Origin of the sequence: Humidisolicoccus flavus (assembly GCF_045689595.1) — a bacterium.
GTDB lineage: Bacteria > Actinomycetota > Actinomycetes > Actinomycetales > Microbacteriaceae > Humidisolicoccus > Humidisolicoccus flavus.
The window spans coordinates 2354688-2370971 of record NZ_CP142724.1 but is presented as its reverse complement, the minus strand read 5'-3'; the positions used below and the strand labels follow the sequence as shown (position 1 = coordinate 2370971).

Annotated in this window: 14 protein-coding genes; 6 read left to right on the top strand and 8 right to left on the bottom strand. The window is 61.8% G+C overall.

Translation table 11 applies throughout. The features are described from left to right. Positions 1-5 precede the first annotated feature (5 nt). Positions 6-515, bottom strand: coding sequence for a CGNR zinc finger domain-containing protein (locus U2H20_RS11350; RefSeq protein ID WP_430592388.1), 510 nt, complete (start codon positions 513-515; stop codon positions 6-8). Positions 516-567: 52 nt separating this feature from the next. Here U2H20_RS11350 and U2H20_RS11345 point away from each other — a divergent pair, with 52 nt between their 5' ends. The 4 genes from U2H20_RS11345 (at position 568) to U2H20_RS11330 (ending at position 4876) form a co-directional block, all read left to right on the top strand. After that, complete coding sequence (locus U2H20_RS11345; protein WP_430592387.1) at positions 568-738, top strand: hypothetical protein; 171 nt, start codon at positions 568-570, stop codon at positions 736-738. 152 nt (positions 739-890) lie between these two features. Beyond that, positions 891-2441: a multiple monosaccharide ABC transporter ATP-binding protein gene (gene mmsA, locus U2H20_RS11340; RefSeq protein WP_430592386.1), complete on the top strand. Its 1551-nt coding sequence runs from the start codon at positions 891-893 to the stop codon at positions 2439-2441. 5 nt (positions 2442-2446) lie between these two features. Further along, positions 2447-3706 (top strand): multiple monosaccharide ABC transporter permease, encoded by a 1260-nt coding sequence (gene mmsB, locus U2H20_RS11335; RefSeq protein WP_430593639.1) that lies wholly within the window; start codon positions 2447-2449, stop codon positions 3704-3706. 63 nt (positions 3707-3769) lie between these two features. After that, entirely contained in the window at positions 3770-4876 is a 1107-nt protein-coding gene (locus tag U2H20_RS11330; RefSeq protein ID WP_430592385.1) for a substrate-binding domain-containing protein, read from the top strand. A 76-nt stretch (positions 4877-4952) separates the two neighbouring features. On the opposite strand, the gene U2H20_RS11325 is transcribed toward U2H20_RS11330, so the two are convergent. Together U2H20_RS11325 and U2H20_RS11320 are read right to left on the bottom strand one after the other, a co-directional pair. Next, positions 4953-6350 (bottom strand): phosphomannomutase/phosphoglucomutase, encoded by a 1398-nt coding sequence (locus tag U2H20_RS11325; protein WP_430592384.1) that lies wholly within the window; start codon positions 6348-6350, stop codon positions 4953-4955. After that, positions 6347-6550: a DUF3499 family protein gene (locus tag U2H20_RS11320; protein ID WP_430592383.1), complete on the bottom strand. Its 204-nt coding sequence runs from the start codon at positions 6548-6550 to the stop codon at positions 6347-6349. The genes U2H20_RS11325 and U2H20_RS11320 overlap by 4 nt, the downstream gene beginning before the upstream one ends. Before the next feature lie 42 nt (positions 6551-6592). Here U2H20_RS11320 and U2H20_RS11315 point away from each other — a divergent pair, with 42 nt between their 5' ends. Beyond that, positions 6593-7021 carry a metallopeptidase family protein gene (locus U2H20_RS11315; RefSeq protein WP_430592382.1) on the top strand — a complete coding sequence of 143 codons (429 nt, stop codon included), beginning with the start codon at positions 6593-6595 and terminating at the stop codon, positions 7019-7021. Between the two features lie 38 nt (positions 7022-7059). On the opposite strand, the gene U2H20_RS11310 is transcribed toward U2H20_RS11315, so the two are convergent. The 3 genes from U2H20_RS11310 to U2H20_RS11300 all read right to left on the bottom strand — a co-directional run bounded on the left by U2H20_RS11310 (position 7060) and on the right by U2H20_RS11300 (position 11850). Then, entirely contained in the window at positions 7060-8601 is a 1542-nt protein-coding gene (locus U2H20_RS11310; RefSeq protein WP_430592381.1) for a DUF5719 family protein, read from the bottom strand. Then, complete coding sequence (locus U2H20_RS11305) at positions 8598-11375, bottom strand: glycosyltransferase family 2 protein (RefSeq protein WP_430592380.1); 2778 nt, start codon at positions 11373-11375, stop codon at positions 8598-8600. The genes U2H20_RS11310 and U2H20_RS11305 overlap by 4 nt, the downstream gene beginning before the upstream one ends. A gap of 163 nt (positions 11376-11538) precedes the next feature. After that, the gene (locus tag U2H20_RS11300) at positions 11539-11850 is read right to left on the bottom strand and encodes a WhiB family transcriptional regulator (RefSeq protein ID WP_430592379.1); all 312 of its coding nucleotides are present in this window, start codon (positions 11848-11850) and stop codon (positions 11539-11541) included. Positions 11851-12151: 301 nt separating this feature from the next. Between U2H20_RS11300 and U2H20_RS11295 the strand changes: the two genes are divergently transcribed. Further along, positions 12152-13330 (top strand): acyl-CoA dehydrogenase family protein, encoded by a 1179-nt coding sequence (locus U2H20_RS11295; protein ID WP_430592378.1) that lies wholly within the window; start codon positions 12152-12154, stop codon positions 13328-13330. Between the two features lie 73 nt (positions 13331-13403). On the opposite strand, the gene U2H20_RS11290 is transcribed toward U2H20_RS11295, so the two are convergent. Both U2H20_RS11290 and U2H20_RS11285 read right to left on the bottom strand, forming a co-directional pair. Beyond that, entirely contained in the window at positions 13404-15431 is a 2028-nt protein-coding gene (locus U2H20_RS11290; protein ID WP_430592377.1) for an acyltransferase family protein, read from the bottom strand. Further along, positions 15428-16183 (bottom strand): polyprenol monophosphomannose synthase, encoded by a 756-nt coding sequence (locus U2H20_RS11285; protein WP_430592376.1) that lies wholly within the window; start codon positions 16181-16183, stop codon positions 15428-15430. Before U2H20_RS11285 ends, U2H20_RS11290 begins: the two co-directional genes overlap by 4 nt. Positions 16184-16284: the final 101 nt, after the last annotated feature.

The window sequence follows — 16284 nt, the reverse complement described above, 5'->3', positions numbered from 1 at the left end:
GAGCTTCAGTGAATTCGACCGCGGTGCCTCGACACCGCATCGGTGTTCCCGCAACGAGCGGTGCAATACCGCTGCCGCCCCGCGCGCGAGACATCGATGAAGACGCGCTCGCACCCCGGCCTCGCACACACGCCCATTCGTCGACCCGCACCCCAGGCCACGAAGAAGGCGATTCCGCCTGCGGTCACTGATCGCACTCGAGCAACCACGTCGTGCTCGTCGGGCGCAAGGTGCAGGTGCGGAGGTGTGCCGTCATGGGTGGAGAGATACAGCGCTCCCCCGGCTTGTGCCAAGAGCTCATTGCTCGCCGCGCAACGAGCATCGAGGTCCGGCGCTGTGAACACGGTTCGGAGCACTCCGACCCATGTGCCCAGCGCTTGCTCGTCTCCTGTGGTCAAGCTCGGTTTCCGCACCCCGTGCTGCACAAGGAGCGACTCGTACGCCCGTGGGGTCGTGGCATTGACGAGCGCCGCCGCGAGCCGCGGTCCCACTTGATGATCATGATGGAAGGTCATACTCGACTGTAATGGTTGAATGCCCTCGAACCATTACGCCAGAGTGACGATCATGCACACTCACAGCTGGACGAAACAGTCATCACACGGAACGAGCGAAGGCCTTGTCACCTACCTCGCGTGCGCATGCGGAGCACGCGACATTCAGCTCACCGCCTACGTCTCGACACCGTTTGCGTTCCGTTACCTTTCTCGTGTTGACATCGATATACCCCAGGACTAGCGTGATGCCAGACGATGTGACCGTTCACAAACAGGTTCGGTTGCACCGCCCAACATCGCCTCAATGGGCGATTCCGACAACGATGTCGAAGCGGGTTCTTGCGGTATTCACGACCCATCGATGTCGACACGATTTGCCGAGAGTCGAGAACGATGAACGCAGGCCCAGTCATCCTTGAGATGCGCTCTATTACGAAAGAGTTCCCTGGGGTAAAAGCACTCTCCCGAGTTTCACTGCGAGTGCACGCCGGAGAGATCCACGCGATCTGCGGCGAGAATGGCGCAGGAAAGTCGACCCTCATGAAAGTCCTCTCGGGTGTCTACCCGTACGGCACCTACGAGGGCGAGATCGTGTACCAGGGCGAAGTCGTCCGGTTCCGCGACATCCGCTCGAGCGAAGCCTCCGGAATTGTCATCATCCACCAGGAACTGGCGCTCATTCCAGAGCTCAGCATTACCGAGAACATCTTCCTCGGGAACGAACCTGCCCGTGGTGGTGTGATCGATTGGAAAGCCGCGAAACAGCGCGCCGTCGAACTGCTCGCACGTGTGGGTCTCCGAGAAGACCCCGACACGCTGATCAAGGACATCGGGGTCGGAAAGCAGCAACTCGTCGAGATCGCGAAAGCGCTCAATAAGAACGTCAAACTCCTCATTCTCGATGAGCCGACGGCCGCACTCAACGAAAACGATTCGCAGCACCTGCTCGATCTCATCCTGGGATTGAAAGGTCGAGGCATCGCGTCGATCATGATTTCGCACAAACTCAACGAAATCGAGCAGATCGCCGACGAGATCACCATCATCCGCGATGGGCAAACCATTGAGACGCTCAATGTTCGCGCCGACGGTGTGAATGAGGACCGCATCATTCGAGGCATGGTCGGTCGCAGTTTGCAATCACGCTTCCCCGACCGGGTGTCGAACATCGGCGAAGTCTTCTTCGAGGTCCGTGACTGGACAGTCGCCCACCCGATCTCGAATGAGCGACTCGTGTGCAAGAGCGAGGACTTCGTGGTTCGTCGTGGAGAGATCGTCGGATTCGCAGGCCTCATGGGCGCCGGCCGCACCGAGCTCATCATGAGCATCTTCGGTCGCTCCTACGGCCGCTATATTCGCGGCGAAATCTACAAAGACGGCGAAGCCATTCAGCTGCGCTCCGTGAAAGCAGCAATCGACGCGGGACTTGCGTATGTCAGCGAAGACCGAAAATCGCTCGGCCTCAATCTGCTCGACGACATTAAACGCTCGGTCGTTTCCGCCAAACTCAGCAAGATCTCGCGCGGACCGATCGTGAACAACGCGCAAGAGCACGATCTGGCGGAGTCGTTCCGAAAGAGCCTGCGAATCAAGACACCGAACGTCGACGAGGGAGTTGCGAAACTCTCGGGCGGAAACCAGCAGAAAGTCGTTCTCGCGAAGTGGATGTTCACAGACCCGGATCTCCTGATTCTCGATGAGCCGACGCGAGGGATCGATGTCGGCGCGAAATTCGAGATTTACAACATCATTCAAGAGCTCGCCGCACAGGGCAAAGGAATCATCCTGATCTCCTCTGAACTTCCGGAGCTGCTTGGACTTTCCGACCGTATCTACACAATTTTCGAAGGTCAGATCACGAACGAGTTCGCCGCCGATCACGCGGATCCCGAACTCCTCATGAAGAGCATGACCTCAACCAGCATGAAAGGAGCGTCAGTGTGAGCGGCATCTCTGACGTGAAAAAGATCTTCAGCCAAGGATCGCAATCCGGACTCCGTCAATTCGGAATCCTGCTGAGTCTCGTTGCAATCGTTCTGCTCTTCCAGTTCCTCTCGGGTGGGCTCACACTCACCTCGGGGAACGTCATTGCGGTCGTCAACCAGTACTCCTACATTCTGATTCTCGCAATCGGCATGATTCTGGTCATCATCGCCGGACATATCGACCTCTCCGTCGGTTCCGTCGCTGCATTCACCGGGATCGTGGTCGCCAAGGCGATGGCCGATTTCAGTGTCCCCTGGTATCTCGCGATCGTGCTGGGTCTCGTCGTCGGCATGCTCATCGGCGCTTGGCAAGGATTCTGGGTCGCCTACGTCGGCGTTCCTGCGTTCATCGTGACCCTGGCGGGCATGCTGCTCTTCCGAGGCGGAAACCAGTGGATCGGTGCCGCGACCGCGGTTCCCGTCCCCGCGGAGTTCCGCGTCATCGGCGCGGGCTATCTTCCGGAGGTCGGCCCGAATACCGGGTACAACAACCTCACCTTGCTCCTCGGCGTGCTGGTCGTGCTCGCGCTCGGCTGGCGAGAATGGAAGTCCCGCCGCACCCTCTCCAGCATGGGCTCCGAAATGCCGCCGCTGTGGACCGCGGTGATCCGCTTCGTGCTCCTCGCCGGCGTCACGATGTTCGCGACCTTCCTGTTCGCTGGCGGTCGCGTCGGCACGAGCTTCCCGATCGCCGGCATCATCCTCGTGGTGCTCGTGCTCGCCTACTCGTTCCTTTCACGGAACACGATCCTCGGTCGACACATCTATGCCGTCGGCGGAAACTCCCGCGCCGCTGAGCTCTCCGGTGTGAAGGCTCGCCGCATCAACTTCTTCGTCATCATGAACATGTCGGTCCTCGCCTCACTCGCCGGCATGATCTACATCGCTCGCGCTGGCGCTTCGGGTGGGCAAGACGGAAACGGCTGGGAGCTCGACGCCATCGCCGCAGTCTTCATCGGAGGCGCAGCGGTCGCCGGAGGTGTCGGAACCGTTGTCGGATCAATCGTCGGTGGACTCGTCATGGCCTTCCTGAACAACGGACTGCAGCTGGTCGGCGCTGGCGCTGACATCGTGCAGATCATCAAGGGCCTCGTCCTGCTGTTCGCCGTCGCGATCGACGTCTACAACAAAAAGCAGAACCGTTTCTCCATCATCGGGCTCCTCATGGCTCGCATTCGCCCACAGCCGACCGCCGTCGACGAAACCCTCAAGCAATCGTCGTAACGACGAGCAATCGACCTATCCATCCCCCTCATCACCTCGAATTCAGACAGAAAGATACACATCATGCGAAAGAAAACCCTCGCGACCGTGGCACTCGCCGCGGCGACCGCTCTCGTTTTGAGCGGCTGTTCAACACGAGACGGAGGTGAAGCAACCGACCCGAGCGAAGGAGCGACGTCGGGCTTCCCAGCCGACTCGCTCATCGGCGTCGCACTGCCAGCGAAGACTTCAGAAAACTGGGTCCTGGCTGGCGACCTGTTCACGCAGGGACTCGAAGACGCCGGTTTCCAGGCCGACGTGCAGTACGCGGCAGCGAGCGGCACTGTCGCCGACCAGCAGAGCCAGATCCAGTCCATGATCACGAAGGGCGCGAAGGTCATCATCGTTGGTGCTGCTGACGGATCGCAGCTCGGCACCCAGATCGAAGCCGCCCGCGACGCAGGCATCATTGTGATCGCCTATGACCGTCTCATCCTCAACACCGACGCCGTCGACTACTACGTGGCCTACGACAACGAAGAAGTCGGCCGCCTGCAGGGTCAGGCGCTGCTCGACGGCATGGCAGAGCGCAAGGGCGAAGGCCCGTACACGATCGAGCTCTTCTCCGGCTCTCCAGATGACGCGAACTCGAAGGTCTTCTTCGACGGCGCAATGGAAGTCCTCCAGCCAGAGATCGACGCTGGCAACGTGATCGTCGGCTCCGGCCAGACCGACATCAAGCAGACTGCGACGCAGGGCTGGGAAGCAGAGAACGCGCAGAGCCGTATGGACTCGCTCCTCACCAGCGCCTACAGCGGTGACGAAGTGCCCGATGGCGTGCTCTCCCCGAACGACAACCTCGCTCGCGCCATCATCACCTCGGTGCAGGACGCAGGCAAGGAAGTCCCGGTCGTCACCGGTCAGGACTCTGAAGTCGAGAGCGTGAAGTCGATCGTTGCGGGAGTGCAGTACTCCACCATCAACAAGGACACCCGCGCGCTCGTCGCACAGGCGATCGAGATGGCACAGCAGGCACAAAAGGGCGAAGAGATCTCCGTCAACGACACCGAGTCCTACGACAACGGCGTCAAGGTCGTGCCGGCGTTCCTGCTCCCACCTGCAATCGTGACGCAGGAGAACGCGGCAGAGGAATACGCTGACGACCCCACCCTTGGACCGTTGACCGAATAGTCGACACCCGGTTCAAGGAACGAACACAGAAGGGGCGAGCCGATACGGCTCGCCCCTTCTTCGTGCGCAGGAATGCTCAGTCGTTGCGAATCAGCGCGAGCGCCTCGTCGCGGATCTGCGCCATGCGCTCAGGAGTTTCGGCCTCGACATTCAATCGCAGGAGCGGCTCGGTGTTCGATGGTCGAACACTCACCCACCAGGACCCGTCGTGGGCCGTCAGCATGAGGCCGTCCATTTCGTCGAACTCACCACGGGACACGAACGCCTCGACGATACGGGTGAACGCCTGCGGAACGTCATCGACCGTGGAATTGATCTCGCCGCTGGAGAAATAGGGAGAGAAGCGTTCTGCGAGCGCCGACATCGCCACGCCCCGCGCCGAGAGCTCAGCAAGCACGTGCAGCGCTGCGAGCATGCCGTTATCGGCGCCCCAGAAATCGCGGAAGTAGTAGTGCGCGCTGTGCTCGCCGCCGAAGACCGCGCCAGTCTCGGCCATCTTGTCCTTGATGAGCGAGTGGCCGACGCGCGTCCGCACCGCCGTCGCGCCTGCAGCCTCGATGGCTTCCGGCACCGCGCGAGAGGTGATGAGGTTGTGGAGCACGACGATGTCCTGCTCCCCCGCAGCCTGCACCCGAGCGATCTCGCGCACCGCGACGATCGCCGCGATCGCGCTCGGGCTCACGGCCTCACCACGTTCGTCGATGACGAAGCATCGGTCTGCATCACCATCGAAGGCGAGCCCGAGGTCTGCACCGTGCTCCAGGACAGCCGCCTGCAGATCAACGAGGTTCTTCGGATCGAGCGGATTCGCCTCATGGTTCGGGAACGTTCCATCGAGTTCGAAGTACATCGGCACGATCTCGAATGGCAGCGCAGGAAGACCGGCGGCATTCTGCAGCACGGCGGGAACGGTGAGTCCACCCATGCCGTTTGCCGCATCGACGACGATCTTGAGGGGGCGCGCGTCTGCGAGCGGAACGAGCTTCCGAAGTGTTTGAGCGTAGTCACGGAGCACATCGTGCTCCTGAAGCGTTCCCCGCTGCTCAGCGACCGGAACACCCTGCTCCAGATAGCGTGCAGCAGTGTCGCGCACTTCCGCGAGCCCGGTGTCGAGGCTGACGCCCTGCGCACCGGCCCTGGAGAACTTCATTCCGTTGTAGCTCGCCGGGTTGTGGCTCGCGGTGAACATGATCGCGGGCACCGAGAACGTTCCAGACGCCCAGTACGACTCATCGGTCGAGCACAGCCCGAGCCAGCGTACGTTGAGTCCTCGATCACGAATTCCCTCTGCGCAGGCGGCGGCGAGCTCGGGGGACGAATCGCGCATGTCGAAGCCGATCGCGATCTCGTGCGCGCCCGATGGAGCGACCAGGTCGGCGAATCCTGCGCCGAGCGCTCGCGTCGCCTCGGGCGTGATCTGCGATCCGACGAGCCCGCGGACGTCATAGGTTTTTACGATCTGTGCAAGCGTCATTGGGGTGCGTCCTGGTGTCGGATGATCTGCCAGTCTTTTGGCGTTGAAATTCGGTCAGCGTGCACGGAGCACAAGTCGTACCCCCCGTTCCGCTCTGGAGCGAGCGGCCCGATGACGACCAGTCGCGCGCCGTAGTCATAGGTGAGCGTGCGCTCAGCAAAATGACGGCACGTTGCCTTGGTGCAGGGTCGAGGGTCCACGAGAGTCAAGCGTAGCGAGCCGGAGAGATCTACAATTGCAACATGCTCCACGGCCGCGAAACCCGACGCTCACGGCACGGCCGTGGCATCCGCTCCTCGCTGGCTGGCCCGGGGCTCCCGATGCTCGAGTCGCGCGAGACCAGATTCGAAGATGCAGTCGTCGACGCTGCCGACTACCTGAAGCGGCTCTGGCCCGAAGAACTCGCCCAGACTTCGTTCGAAGTCGCCGACATGCCCCCGTCCTTCGCAGCGGATACCGTGCGGGTGGTACCTCGCTGGGCGACCGACCGCGGCACTCGTCGCATCGTCCTGTTCCGCCTCCCGATTCAACGGATGACGAGGCTGCACCGGAACGACGAATGGCACCGCAGGATCGCGATCGAAGGCTGCGTCTTCAAGGCGGCCGCCGAATACATCGGGCGTGACCCCTGGGAAGTCGCACCGGATCGATTCCGACACGACCACGACTGACGCGTCGTTCAATCGACGAAGAAGAGCCGCTGGCCGTCCTACCAACTCACAGTGATGCCGTCTGCGGCTGGTCCCGGCGGGGTGAGCACGAATCCCGTGCTCGTCGCTCCCTGGATAAAGCTGGCACCGACGACGACGCCATCACTGAGAACCTCGTGTTCTCCACCCCCGGGGATCGAAATCCCACCGGATGCGGGTAGCTCGACGGTCTCGCCATCGACTTCGATCGACATCGGAGTTTCCGTCGGGTTCGCGTAGTGCACCGTTGCACCCGGAGCGTTCGGAACGATGAACTGCGCATTCGTCGGGAGCGCAGACGCGCCGTTTGTCCATGAGTAGTCGTTGCTCGTGTCAGGAAGCACGCGAACGGTTCTCGCCGCGGCGACGACGGCTTGCTCGGATTTCACCGTGAAGGTGTAGGTGCCCGGAGCGAGCTCATCGAGAGGGATGTCCTGAACCTGGCCGCCGACCAGATTGAGATCGACCGTAATGGGCTCGCCATCGCGCGCAGTCGTCGTCAAGGTCGCATTAGTCGACTCCTCCGCGAACACTCGAAGTACGGGAACGAGATCCGCGAACCCCTCCTGCGTCTGGATTCCCGTCAACGCCTCAATCTCGACACCGGGGATCACCTGACTCGTCGATGCCGTCATCGGGTCGAGGATTTCGTTCCCGCCAGTTTCGAGTCCTCGAGTCGTGGTTGCGTAGATTCGAGCGGAGACGGGCCCGCCGGTTGCGTCGATCTTGACGACCGGATCCTCAAGGTTCGGCGCGAGACTTGCGAGATCGATTGTCGCGACCGATCCGGCTTGAACGACGATCCCAGTGTTCCCGACACTCGCGACCTGGCCTTCAACCGAATAGATCTCGATGTTGAGCGATGCCGCGACCGCTGACGGGTTGGCGATCGCGAGCACGCTGCTTCGGCCAGTCGTCGTCGCACCTCCGAGTAGCCACTGTTGCGTTGCGGGCTCGCTGCACTCACTCGTGGCAAAGCCGGTGTGCAGCATGTCGTCCGCCAAGCGAACGAAGCTCGCGCCCGCGAGCGAGAGCTCACCCTCCGGCTCGGTGAGCACCCCTGCTTCCACTGAGGCATCGGCGACGGGAATCGAAGTCGTCTCCGTTGGCCCTTCCGGCAAGAAAACGCTTGCGACGGAACCTGCCCCATCGATACGACTCGGCGCCGCCGGGTCATCGGAGATGATCTGGAGAAACGGCGCTGCACAGACCCGCTGCTGCGATGCGAGCGCGGGTTGCACCTCAGCGACCGGTGCTTCCATTGCGACCAATTCTGGAACAGCCTGGACGGTCGATACTCCGAGCGTCAAAATTGCGACCCCCGCGAGACCCGCCAAAGCGCGGGTCCCGTAGAGCGCAGCCCGTCGCGGCCGAAGACGGCGATACTCAGCCTCAGCGGCATCGTTGGCGGCCGCTTCACGGTCTGTGATCGAAGGGTTGGAAGCGATGTCATGCGCTCCGCGCTCGCCTCCGACCTCGTCGCTGGCAGACTGCTGCGTCTCATCGGGGTCGACGTCCGCTTCGCGCTCGTCCTGCTCAGGGCCTGACTCGTTGTCGCTCATTCGCTTGACTCCTCAACCTGGGACGCTCGTCGGACTCTGACGCGCTGTGAAAACCGGAGACTCGGCATCGCGATCAGTGCTGCGACGACCAGAACACCGAGTTGGGCCGCGAGCACCAGGCCCGCACCCGAGTCGATCGACTCGACTTCAGGGACCTCTCCGTCTCGCTGCCACAGGAACCCAGCTCCTGTCTGCCCGACTGTGTTCAGCATTCCGTTCGCTTCAAGGCTGCGCCGAGCTCGCCCGAATAGCCCGGTTCCATCATCTTCGGGCGCCGCCAGCACGATGTAGCGCACGCCGAGCTGGTTCAAGAGTTCGCTGTGATCGACATTCGCGCCAACCACGAGATCAGCGACCACCTGCGAGAGTTCTTGCTGTGCCTCGCTCAACTCCGGTGCAGTCTGCACAAAGGTTCGAACACCATCGAGCGTTGAGCCCGTTCCTCGTTCGAGTTCGACTCGCATCGCATTCTCGCCGGTAGGGGTGAGCACAAGCGTGCCAATATTGGGATCGTTCAGACCGTCCGCCGTGACGAACGCTGGCAGGGCATTGCTCGCAGACTGCACGGGTGAGGAGTTCGCCAGGAACGGCAACATCAACATCGGGAGAGCGAGAGCCACGGCGCTCAGTCCGCTGAGGGCGCCAAGAACTCCCCCTCGATACGCGAGTCGGTCGAGGCCGATCGTTGCGGCGAGCAGGATCCCGAGCAGGAGCGCACTGGTTGCGCCGCCAGGCCAGAGTGACACTGGCGCACCGAATGCAGTAGTGACTTGGATCTGGTTCGCAAGAAGCGCGGTCGCGAAGGCTCCCGCCGAGAACGCGAGTGCGAGCAGGGTGTAGCGAGGCTTGAGCGTGACCGCGATGAGTGCGAGCACGAGCAACGGGATCAGCAAGAGGAGGATCGCCCAGGCGCCGTCGATCCCCAGCCCGACGAACTCGGCAAGTGATGTCCAGTGTCCGAGACGATCGTCGGGCATCGCGAACAAGACGGCGGCGGCAGAGCCCGAGTGAGCAAGAGGAACGCCGGGATCTGCGAAGAAAGCGAAGTAGGTCCCGCGCTCGATGTTCGCGAACACGAGAGGTGCGAAGACGACGAGCGCGGGAACGAGCACGAACAGCACGCGCGCGAATCGTCTCAATGCGAGTGCAGCAGCAACCACTACAGCGCCAAGGAGCAGCGGGAGAAGCGATGGAGCCGCCGCCCCAATGCCGACCAAGAGCAGACTCGCCCCGCCGGCGGCGCGCCACGATACCGAAGCCCGCAACACAGCTGCCGCAAGCAGAGGGAGCAGAATGTGGGCGATCACTGATCCGGCGCGACCGTCCCACACGCTTTGAAGCAGGGTCGGCGCAAAGCCCCAAACCGCGGCCGCGATCGCCGGCGTCCAACGTGCTTCGCTCAGCGAGCGCACTGCGAACCAGACGCTCACCGCAGCGAATGCGGGAGCGAACATGAACAGAATGACCAGGGCAAGCGACGGCTGCCAGAAGGTCAAGCTCGAAAGGATCGCGAGCACAATCGTGAGGGGGTCCGCCGGTGCGGATTCAAGCCCCGACGTGCCTGCCGCTGTCGAGAGCGCGTTCGCCCAGACCGAGGAAAGGCTCTCGCTCATCGGGAGCAAGCCTCCGCCGGTCAGCGCTGCGGCGCCCAGGTGCGGGAGGGCGAGCACGATCCCGGCAATGAGCGCGAGAGACACGACCCAGAGTGCGCCACTCTCGATGAATCCGATTCGATCGTCCGACTTCAGTTTCGCGACGGGAATATCTCGATGAGGCTGCCGCAAGCGCCGTTCGCGGAGCGCCTTTCGGGAGATCCTGAGTGAACGCAGCGAAGCCCATGGCGCACGCTTGTTGCGTGCGAGCACGCGCCTGGCGCGCAGGATCGCGCTGACCGAAATCAGGGTGCCCAGGGCGGCGAGGAATTCGCTCGCCACGCTCCCTGGTCGCTTCGCCAGGAGATGCATGATCGAGCGGGCGATAGCGAGAGGCAAGAGGCTGAGCCAGTGCACCACGGCGGCGAAAGGATTCGCGTACGTCAGTCGTCGGTGGAGTTGCGCGCGTCGTCGCAATACGGTTCTGCGCTGATCACTCACGGAGCGAGCGGCAAAGAGTTCCGGCCCTCCGGCAACACTGACTCGTGCTTTCGGTTGCAGGAGAACACGGTGACCCGCGAGGCGTGCTCGGACACCGAGATCGAGCCCTGAATCGATGTCGGGGAGCGCCGGGTCGAAGCCTTCGAGATCGTCGAAGACGTCTCGACGAATCAGTATCCCAGCACTTGCAACGCCGAGTGCGTCGATTCGTTGATCGTGTTGCCCCTGGTCGAGTTCGCCCTCGTGCAGCAGCAAACTCGAACCAAACTGCGTCAGCGTCTCGCCGAATTCCGAGAACGTGTCGCGTTCTTCGAGGCGCATCAGCTTCGGTCCGACGATCACAACACTCGGGCTCGTCTCCGCGGTGGCCAGCAATTGCTCAAGGGCGTCCGGTGTTGGGACGGCGTCGTGCGGAAGCAGCCACACCCATTCGGTTCGCTCCACCTCCGGGAGCGCGAGCGCAGCGCCAACACACTCCCCGAAACTTGCCTTCGCGCGGACGCTCACCACACGAGAGGGTCCTGCTTCGAGAAGAAGTTTTTGACTCGCGTCAGTGCTCGAGGCATCAATTCCGATCCAGAGATCCGGACGATGCGTCTGAGCATTGAGGGCCGCGAGGGTCGCGGGAAGATACCGCTCCCCATTCCGCGCGGCAACAAGAGTGACGACCGTTGGTTGCACTTAATGAGGCTAAAGGGTCGAGGGTGCAACGCACGCGTGTGACTCGGTGTGCCGCGAAGACTCAGGGGCGAACGAGATCAGCCCAGCTCAGAAAACGGACCGAGATGCCGAGTCTCGATCGAAGGATCGTGCCGTTCGTGACGGCACTGCCCTGACAAGGCGGTTAGGCGCTCTTTCGAAGCTTTCGACGCTCACGTTCGCTCAAACCGCCCCAAATACCGAACCGCTCATCGTTCTTCAGTGCGTATTCGAGGCATTCGGCACGAACGTCGCATGACTCACAAATGCGCTTTGCATCGCGGGTCGAGCCACCCTTTTCAGGGAAGAATGCTTCCGGATCGGTCTCGGCGCAGAGCGAGTCGCTCTGCCAAGCGAGGGCGCCGTCATCGAGCGTCGCGCGAACACCGGGAACTCCAAGATTGATCGGGTCAACGAACCAATCGCCTGGAACTCCTCTTCGGTTTGAGTCGTGCATGCAATACTCCTGACAGCCTTCGTGAGAACCCCGGCCGGTTCATCACTGCACATAATTACACTCGTGTAATTCCTTCGCGTCAAGTCGAAATCGGCAAATGCTACTCGCGGCGTGCAAAATCCTCGGACACCCAACGGCGTGTCGTCACCTCCGCTGAAGGCACCCCTCTCGGCGCGCATGACGAACTCCACAATCCCGAACACTGTGAACGCTCTGTCTTTGGCCGAGAATTCCAATCGGCTTTGCCCCACCCGTTCAGCATGCTTACGGTGGGTTCCATCAACGCCGATGAGGAGCACACATGACGTTCACGCCATTGTCCAGTGATTTCTACGGGTTCTCGGAGGACCTGCAAGACGATGAAAAGACGCACCTGCTCTCCTTGCGTCGCTACCTCGAATCAGAGGTCGCGCCGATCGTGGACGATCACTGGGAGCACGCAACCTTCCCGATGGATGTGATCCAGGGACTCGTCAAACACCACGCAATCGGGCTCGGCTTTCCCGAGACCGCTCCTTTCCCGAACTCGTCGGTGTTCCGAGGCTGGGTGGCACTCGAGATGAGCCGCGTGGACGCCTCGGTGAGCACGTTCGTCGGTGTCCAAAACGGTCTTGCCATGGGATCGATTGCCCTATGCGGCTCCCCAGAGCAGCGGGCGGAGTGGCTCCCGCAACTCGCATCCTGTGCGCAAATCGGAGCATTCGGATTGACCGAACCCCTCTCGGGTTCCGATTCCGCGCAAGGTCTTCGCACCACCGCACGTCGAGAAGGCGACGAGTGGGTGCTCAACGGAGCAAAACGATGGATCGGCAACGCAACGTTTGCAGATGTCGTCGTCATCTGGGCAAAAGATGTCGAGGACAACCAGGTCAAGGGATTCATCGTGCCGACGTCGAGCGAAGGATTCACGACCTCCAAGATCGAACACAAGATGTCTCTCCGCATCGTGCAGAACGCGGACATCACCCTCGAGAACGTTCGCGTCGACGAGCGGCTGCGATTGCAGAATGCGAACTCATTCCGTGACACCGCGAAGGTGCTGCGCCAAACCCGCGCCGAGGTTGCATGGAGTGCCGTTGGAGTGATGGCTGGCGCGTACGAAGCCGCCCTGCAGTACTCCCAAGAGCGCGTGCAGTTCGGAAAGCCGATCGCTGGACATCAACTGGTGCAAAGTTTGCTCGCCAAGTCGCTCGGGAACATCACCGCGTCGATCGCACTCGTCTCACAAGTCTCGACGATGCAGGACCGCGGAACGCAACGCGACGATCACTCAGCACTCGCGAAAGCATTCACTACGGAGAAAATGCGTGAGACCGTTGCCTGGTGCCGAGAGATCTGCGGAGGCAACGGTATCGTGACCGACTCGAAAGTCGGTCGGTTCTTCGCCGATGCGGAGGCGCTCTATTCGTACGAGGGCACCTACCAGATGAATTCGCTGATCGTGGGCAAGTCCGTCTCGGGCGTAGGCGCGTTCGTCTAAGCGAGCCGCTCCAACGCGAAACCAGTTCTGTCGCACGGCGCTGCGTTTACGGTAAGGCGCAGCGCCGAGCCGCTCACCGCTCGGTCTCGAGGTACTCCTCGATCGCTGCTGCGAACTGCGGGGCCAACGACGTCGAGAACGTCGACGTCAAATGCGAGTTCGGGGCGTCCTGGTACACGAAGGTGTTCTGCAGCACACTCCGGCAGGCGTCTTCGACGCAGAACAGCGAATCGAAATCGACACTCGGGAATCCGATGCGCTCCGCAATCGGCTTCACGCGATCCGGCATCTCGGTCAGCGCCTGGTCGCGTGCTGTAACGCACGCCTCAGCACGCTCCACGTCGCCACCGCTCATGTCGATGCACGCGAACGCAGCTTCGGAGTGCAACGGAACGTCTGCAACACCGAGCAGCGGCATTCCAGCGTCGTAGAGCTCTTGCCATCCCTGCTCGACAAACTCGATCGGTGTATAGGAGCCGCGATAGCTCGAAACCAGCACGACGTCGTAATCGCCGCCGATAACCTGATCGACCATCTTGTCCGCATCGACACAACGATTCTCCTCGCTGAGGCCATCGCAGTTCATGCCGACGTAGGTGTCGAGGCGCCAACCGTTCTCCACGGCGGCCGTTGCAAGGCCGGGAATCAAGTGCGCGGCGTGCGAATCTCCGACGATCGCGATCCGAGTGTCAGCGTCTTCTGGACCATAGGAACAGATCGTGCTTCCCGTTCCCACGAGATCGAAGCAGTCGTACATGATGCCGCGATCCTCGGATCGCAGAGCGACCGAAGGAGAGAGCGGAATCGAAGGGTCATTGGCGCCATCGATGAACGACCCCGTCGGCTCAGTGTTCGCACTCGACTGGATCACCGCAATACTCGTGAAGCAAGTCGCAGTAACAAGAGCCATGCCTGCCAGGGCGAGCCCGAACGGCCTGAAATGATTCTTCGTCCAGATCTTGCCGTAGCGGAACGGGTCCTCGACGAGACGTTTGCTCAGCTCCGCGAGGATGAGGGTGACAACGAAGATCCCGAGCTTCCAAACAAACGTCACCTGACCGTTCGTGATCGCCTCGGCGAAGAGAATCAGCGGCCAGTGCCAGAGGTAGATCGCGTAAGAGAGATCTCCGATGTACGTGAGCGGTCGCAGCTTCGAGAGCACGGTGTCCGAGAACGGCCCGACAGGCTTCGCCGACAGCAGGAAGAACGCCGTTGCCACGACGGGAAGCAATGCAGCAACGCCTGGGAACGGCGTGCCCTCGGGCAGCCACAGGGTCGTCGCGAACATCACGAGGACTCCGAGGACGGGCAGCACGATGAATCGGCCCGGAATCTTCGTCGCCAGCCCGGTCCGCACCAGTAGCGCCACGAGGCCTCCGGCTGCGAACTCCCAAGCGCGAGTCGTCGTCGCGAAGTAGGCGACCCCGGGATCTGCAGCGGTGAGATACAGCGAGTATGCGAGCGAGCCGACCGTGATCGCGATCATGGCAGCTGCCACGAAGGCTCGAATGCGGCGTACTCGCACCACGTCGTCGCTCGAGCGCATCGTCTTGACCGCGATCGTTGCGATGAGGACAATCAAAATCGGCCAGACGAGGTAGAACTGTTCCTCGGTCGAGAGCGACCAGAAGTGCTGCGTCGGAACGGGATCACCATCTCGTTCGAGGTAGTTCACCGACCCTGAGGCGAGGGCCCAGTTCTGGACGTAGAGACTCGACCACACGATGTTCCAGAGCGAACGAATCCACGTGGAGGCTGGGGTGAACACCAGGACGCCGATCGCGGTGACCAAGAGCACCAACAACGACAGCGGCAGAAGACGCCGCACGCGGTTCGCCCAGAATTTGACGAGCTTGACCCCGCCCGGAGATTCGGCGGAGCGCATCAGATGGTCGGTGATCAGAAACCCTGAGACGACGAAGAAGACATCGACCCCGACAAATCCGCCGGGGAACCGGTTCGGCCAGAGGTGGTACGCGACGACGATCCCGACCGCGATCGCTCTGAGGAGCTGAATATCGAGCCGGAGCGCCGGCTTCGGCGCCTGGATCACTGCCTGGTTGGTGCTCGCGCGTGCGAGATGGAGATCAGTTCCGCTCATCGATGGCTCTTAAAGAATCCACGGAGTGATGCCGCCCTGCGGCCGATACCCCAACCGGTGACCTTGGACATGGCCTCGACGATGATCGAGCCGCTCATCTTGGATTCACCGACCTCACGGTCACGGAAGACGATCGGAACCTCCTGGATTGTCCCGCCGGCGTCGGCGACCCGCAACGTCATGTCGATCTGGAAGCAGTAGCCCTTGCTGTCGAGATCCTCGAGCGCGAGACGCGCCAGTGTGCTCGCTCGGTACACGCGATAGCCGGCGGTGATGTCACGGACATCGACGCTCAGCATCGAGCGTGCGTAGAGGTTTGCTCCGCGACTCAACGCTTCACGTCGCTTCGGCCAGTCAACCACGCTCCCACCAGCGACCCATCGCGAACCGATCACGAGGTCGAAGCCGGGGACCCCCCAGGCGAGCGCGATCATCTCGGGCAAGGTCTCTGGAGGATGCGAGCCATCGGCGTCCATTTCGACGAGCAGGTCGTACCCGCGTCGGATGCCTTCCTCGAAGCCAGCGAGGTAGGCCGCGCCGAGCCCGGCTTTCTCTGTACGGTGCAGCACCGTGATTCGTGGATCACGAGCGGCCAATTCGTCCGCGAGCTTGCCCGTTCCGTCGGGACTGTTGTCGTCCAGGATGAGGAGATCGACATCGGGAGCGGCGGTGAACAGCCTCTCGACGATCGTTGGAAGAGCGAGAAACTCGTTGTAAGTCGGTACGAGGACGAGTGTCCGGGGAGTAGTCATGAATCCTCTTCGTCAAGCGGCAGCTTCGACAATATCGCGGACTTCGGACCGCCGGCCGGTTCTCGGCTTCGACTTCTCGAGAAATATGCGATGCCAAGGTG

Excerpts from the sequence above, each read along its gene's own strand:
- U2H20_RS11345 (WP_430592387.1), top strand. The coding sequence starts at position 568 with ATGCACACTCACAGCTGGACGAAACAGTCATCACACGGAACGAGCGAA.
- U2H20_RS11300 (WP_430592379.1), bottom strand. The coding sequence starts at position 11,850 with ATGCACGACTCAAACCGAAGAGGAGTTCCAGGCGATTGGTTCGTTGAC.
- U2H20_RS11295 (WP_430592378.1), top strand. The coding sequence starts at position 12,152 with ATGACGTTCACGCCATTGTCCAGTGATTTCTACGGGTTCTCGGAGGAC.
- mmsA (WP_430592386.1), top strand. The coding sequence starts at position 891 with ATGAACGCAGGCCCAGTCATCCTTGAGATGCGCTCTATTACGAAAGAG.
- U2H20_RS11350 (WP_430592388.1), bottom strand. The coding sequence starts at position 515 with ATGACCTTCCATCATGATCATCAAGTGGGACCGCGGCTCGCGGCGGCG.
- U2H20_RS11315 (WP_430592382.1), top strand. The coding sequence starts at position 6,593 with ATGCTCCACGGCCGCGAAACCCGACGCTCACGGCACGGCCGTGGCATC.
- U2H20_RS11325 (WP_430592384.1), bottom strand. The coding sequence starts at position 6,350 with ATGACGCTTGCACAGATCGTAAAAACCTATGACGTCCGCGGGCTCGTC.
- U2H20_RS11330 (WP_430592385.1), top strand. The coding sequence starts at position 3,770 with ATGCGAAAGAAAACCCTCGCGACCGTGGCACTCGCCGCGGCGACCGCT.
- U2H20_RS11285 (WP_430592376.1), bottom strand. The coding sequence starts at position 16,183 with ATGACTACTCCCCGGACACTCGTCCTCGTACCGACTTACAACGAGTTT.
- U2H20_RS11310 (WP_430592381.1), bottom strand. The coding sequence starts at position 8,601 with ATGAGCGACAACGAGTCAGGCCCTGAGCAGGACGAGCGCGAAGCGGAC.
- U2H20_RS11290 (WP_430592377.1), bottom strand. The coding sequence starts at position 15,431 with ATGAGCGGAACTGATCTCCATCTCGCACGCGCGAGCACCAACCAGGCA.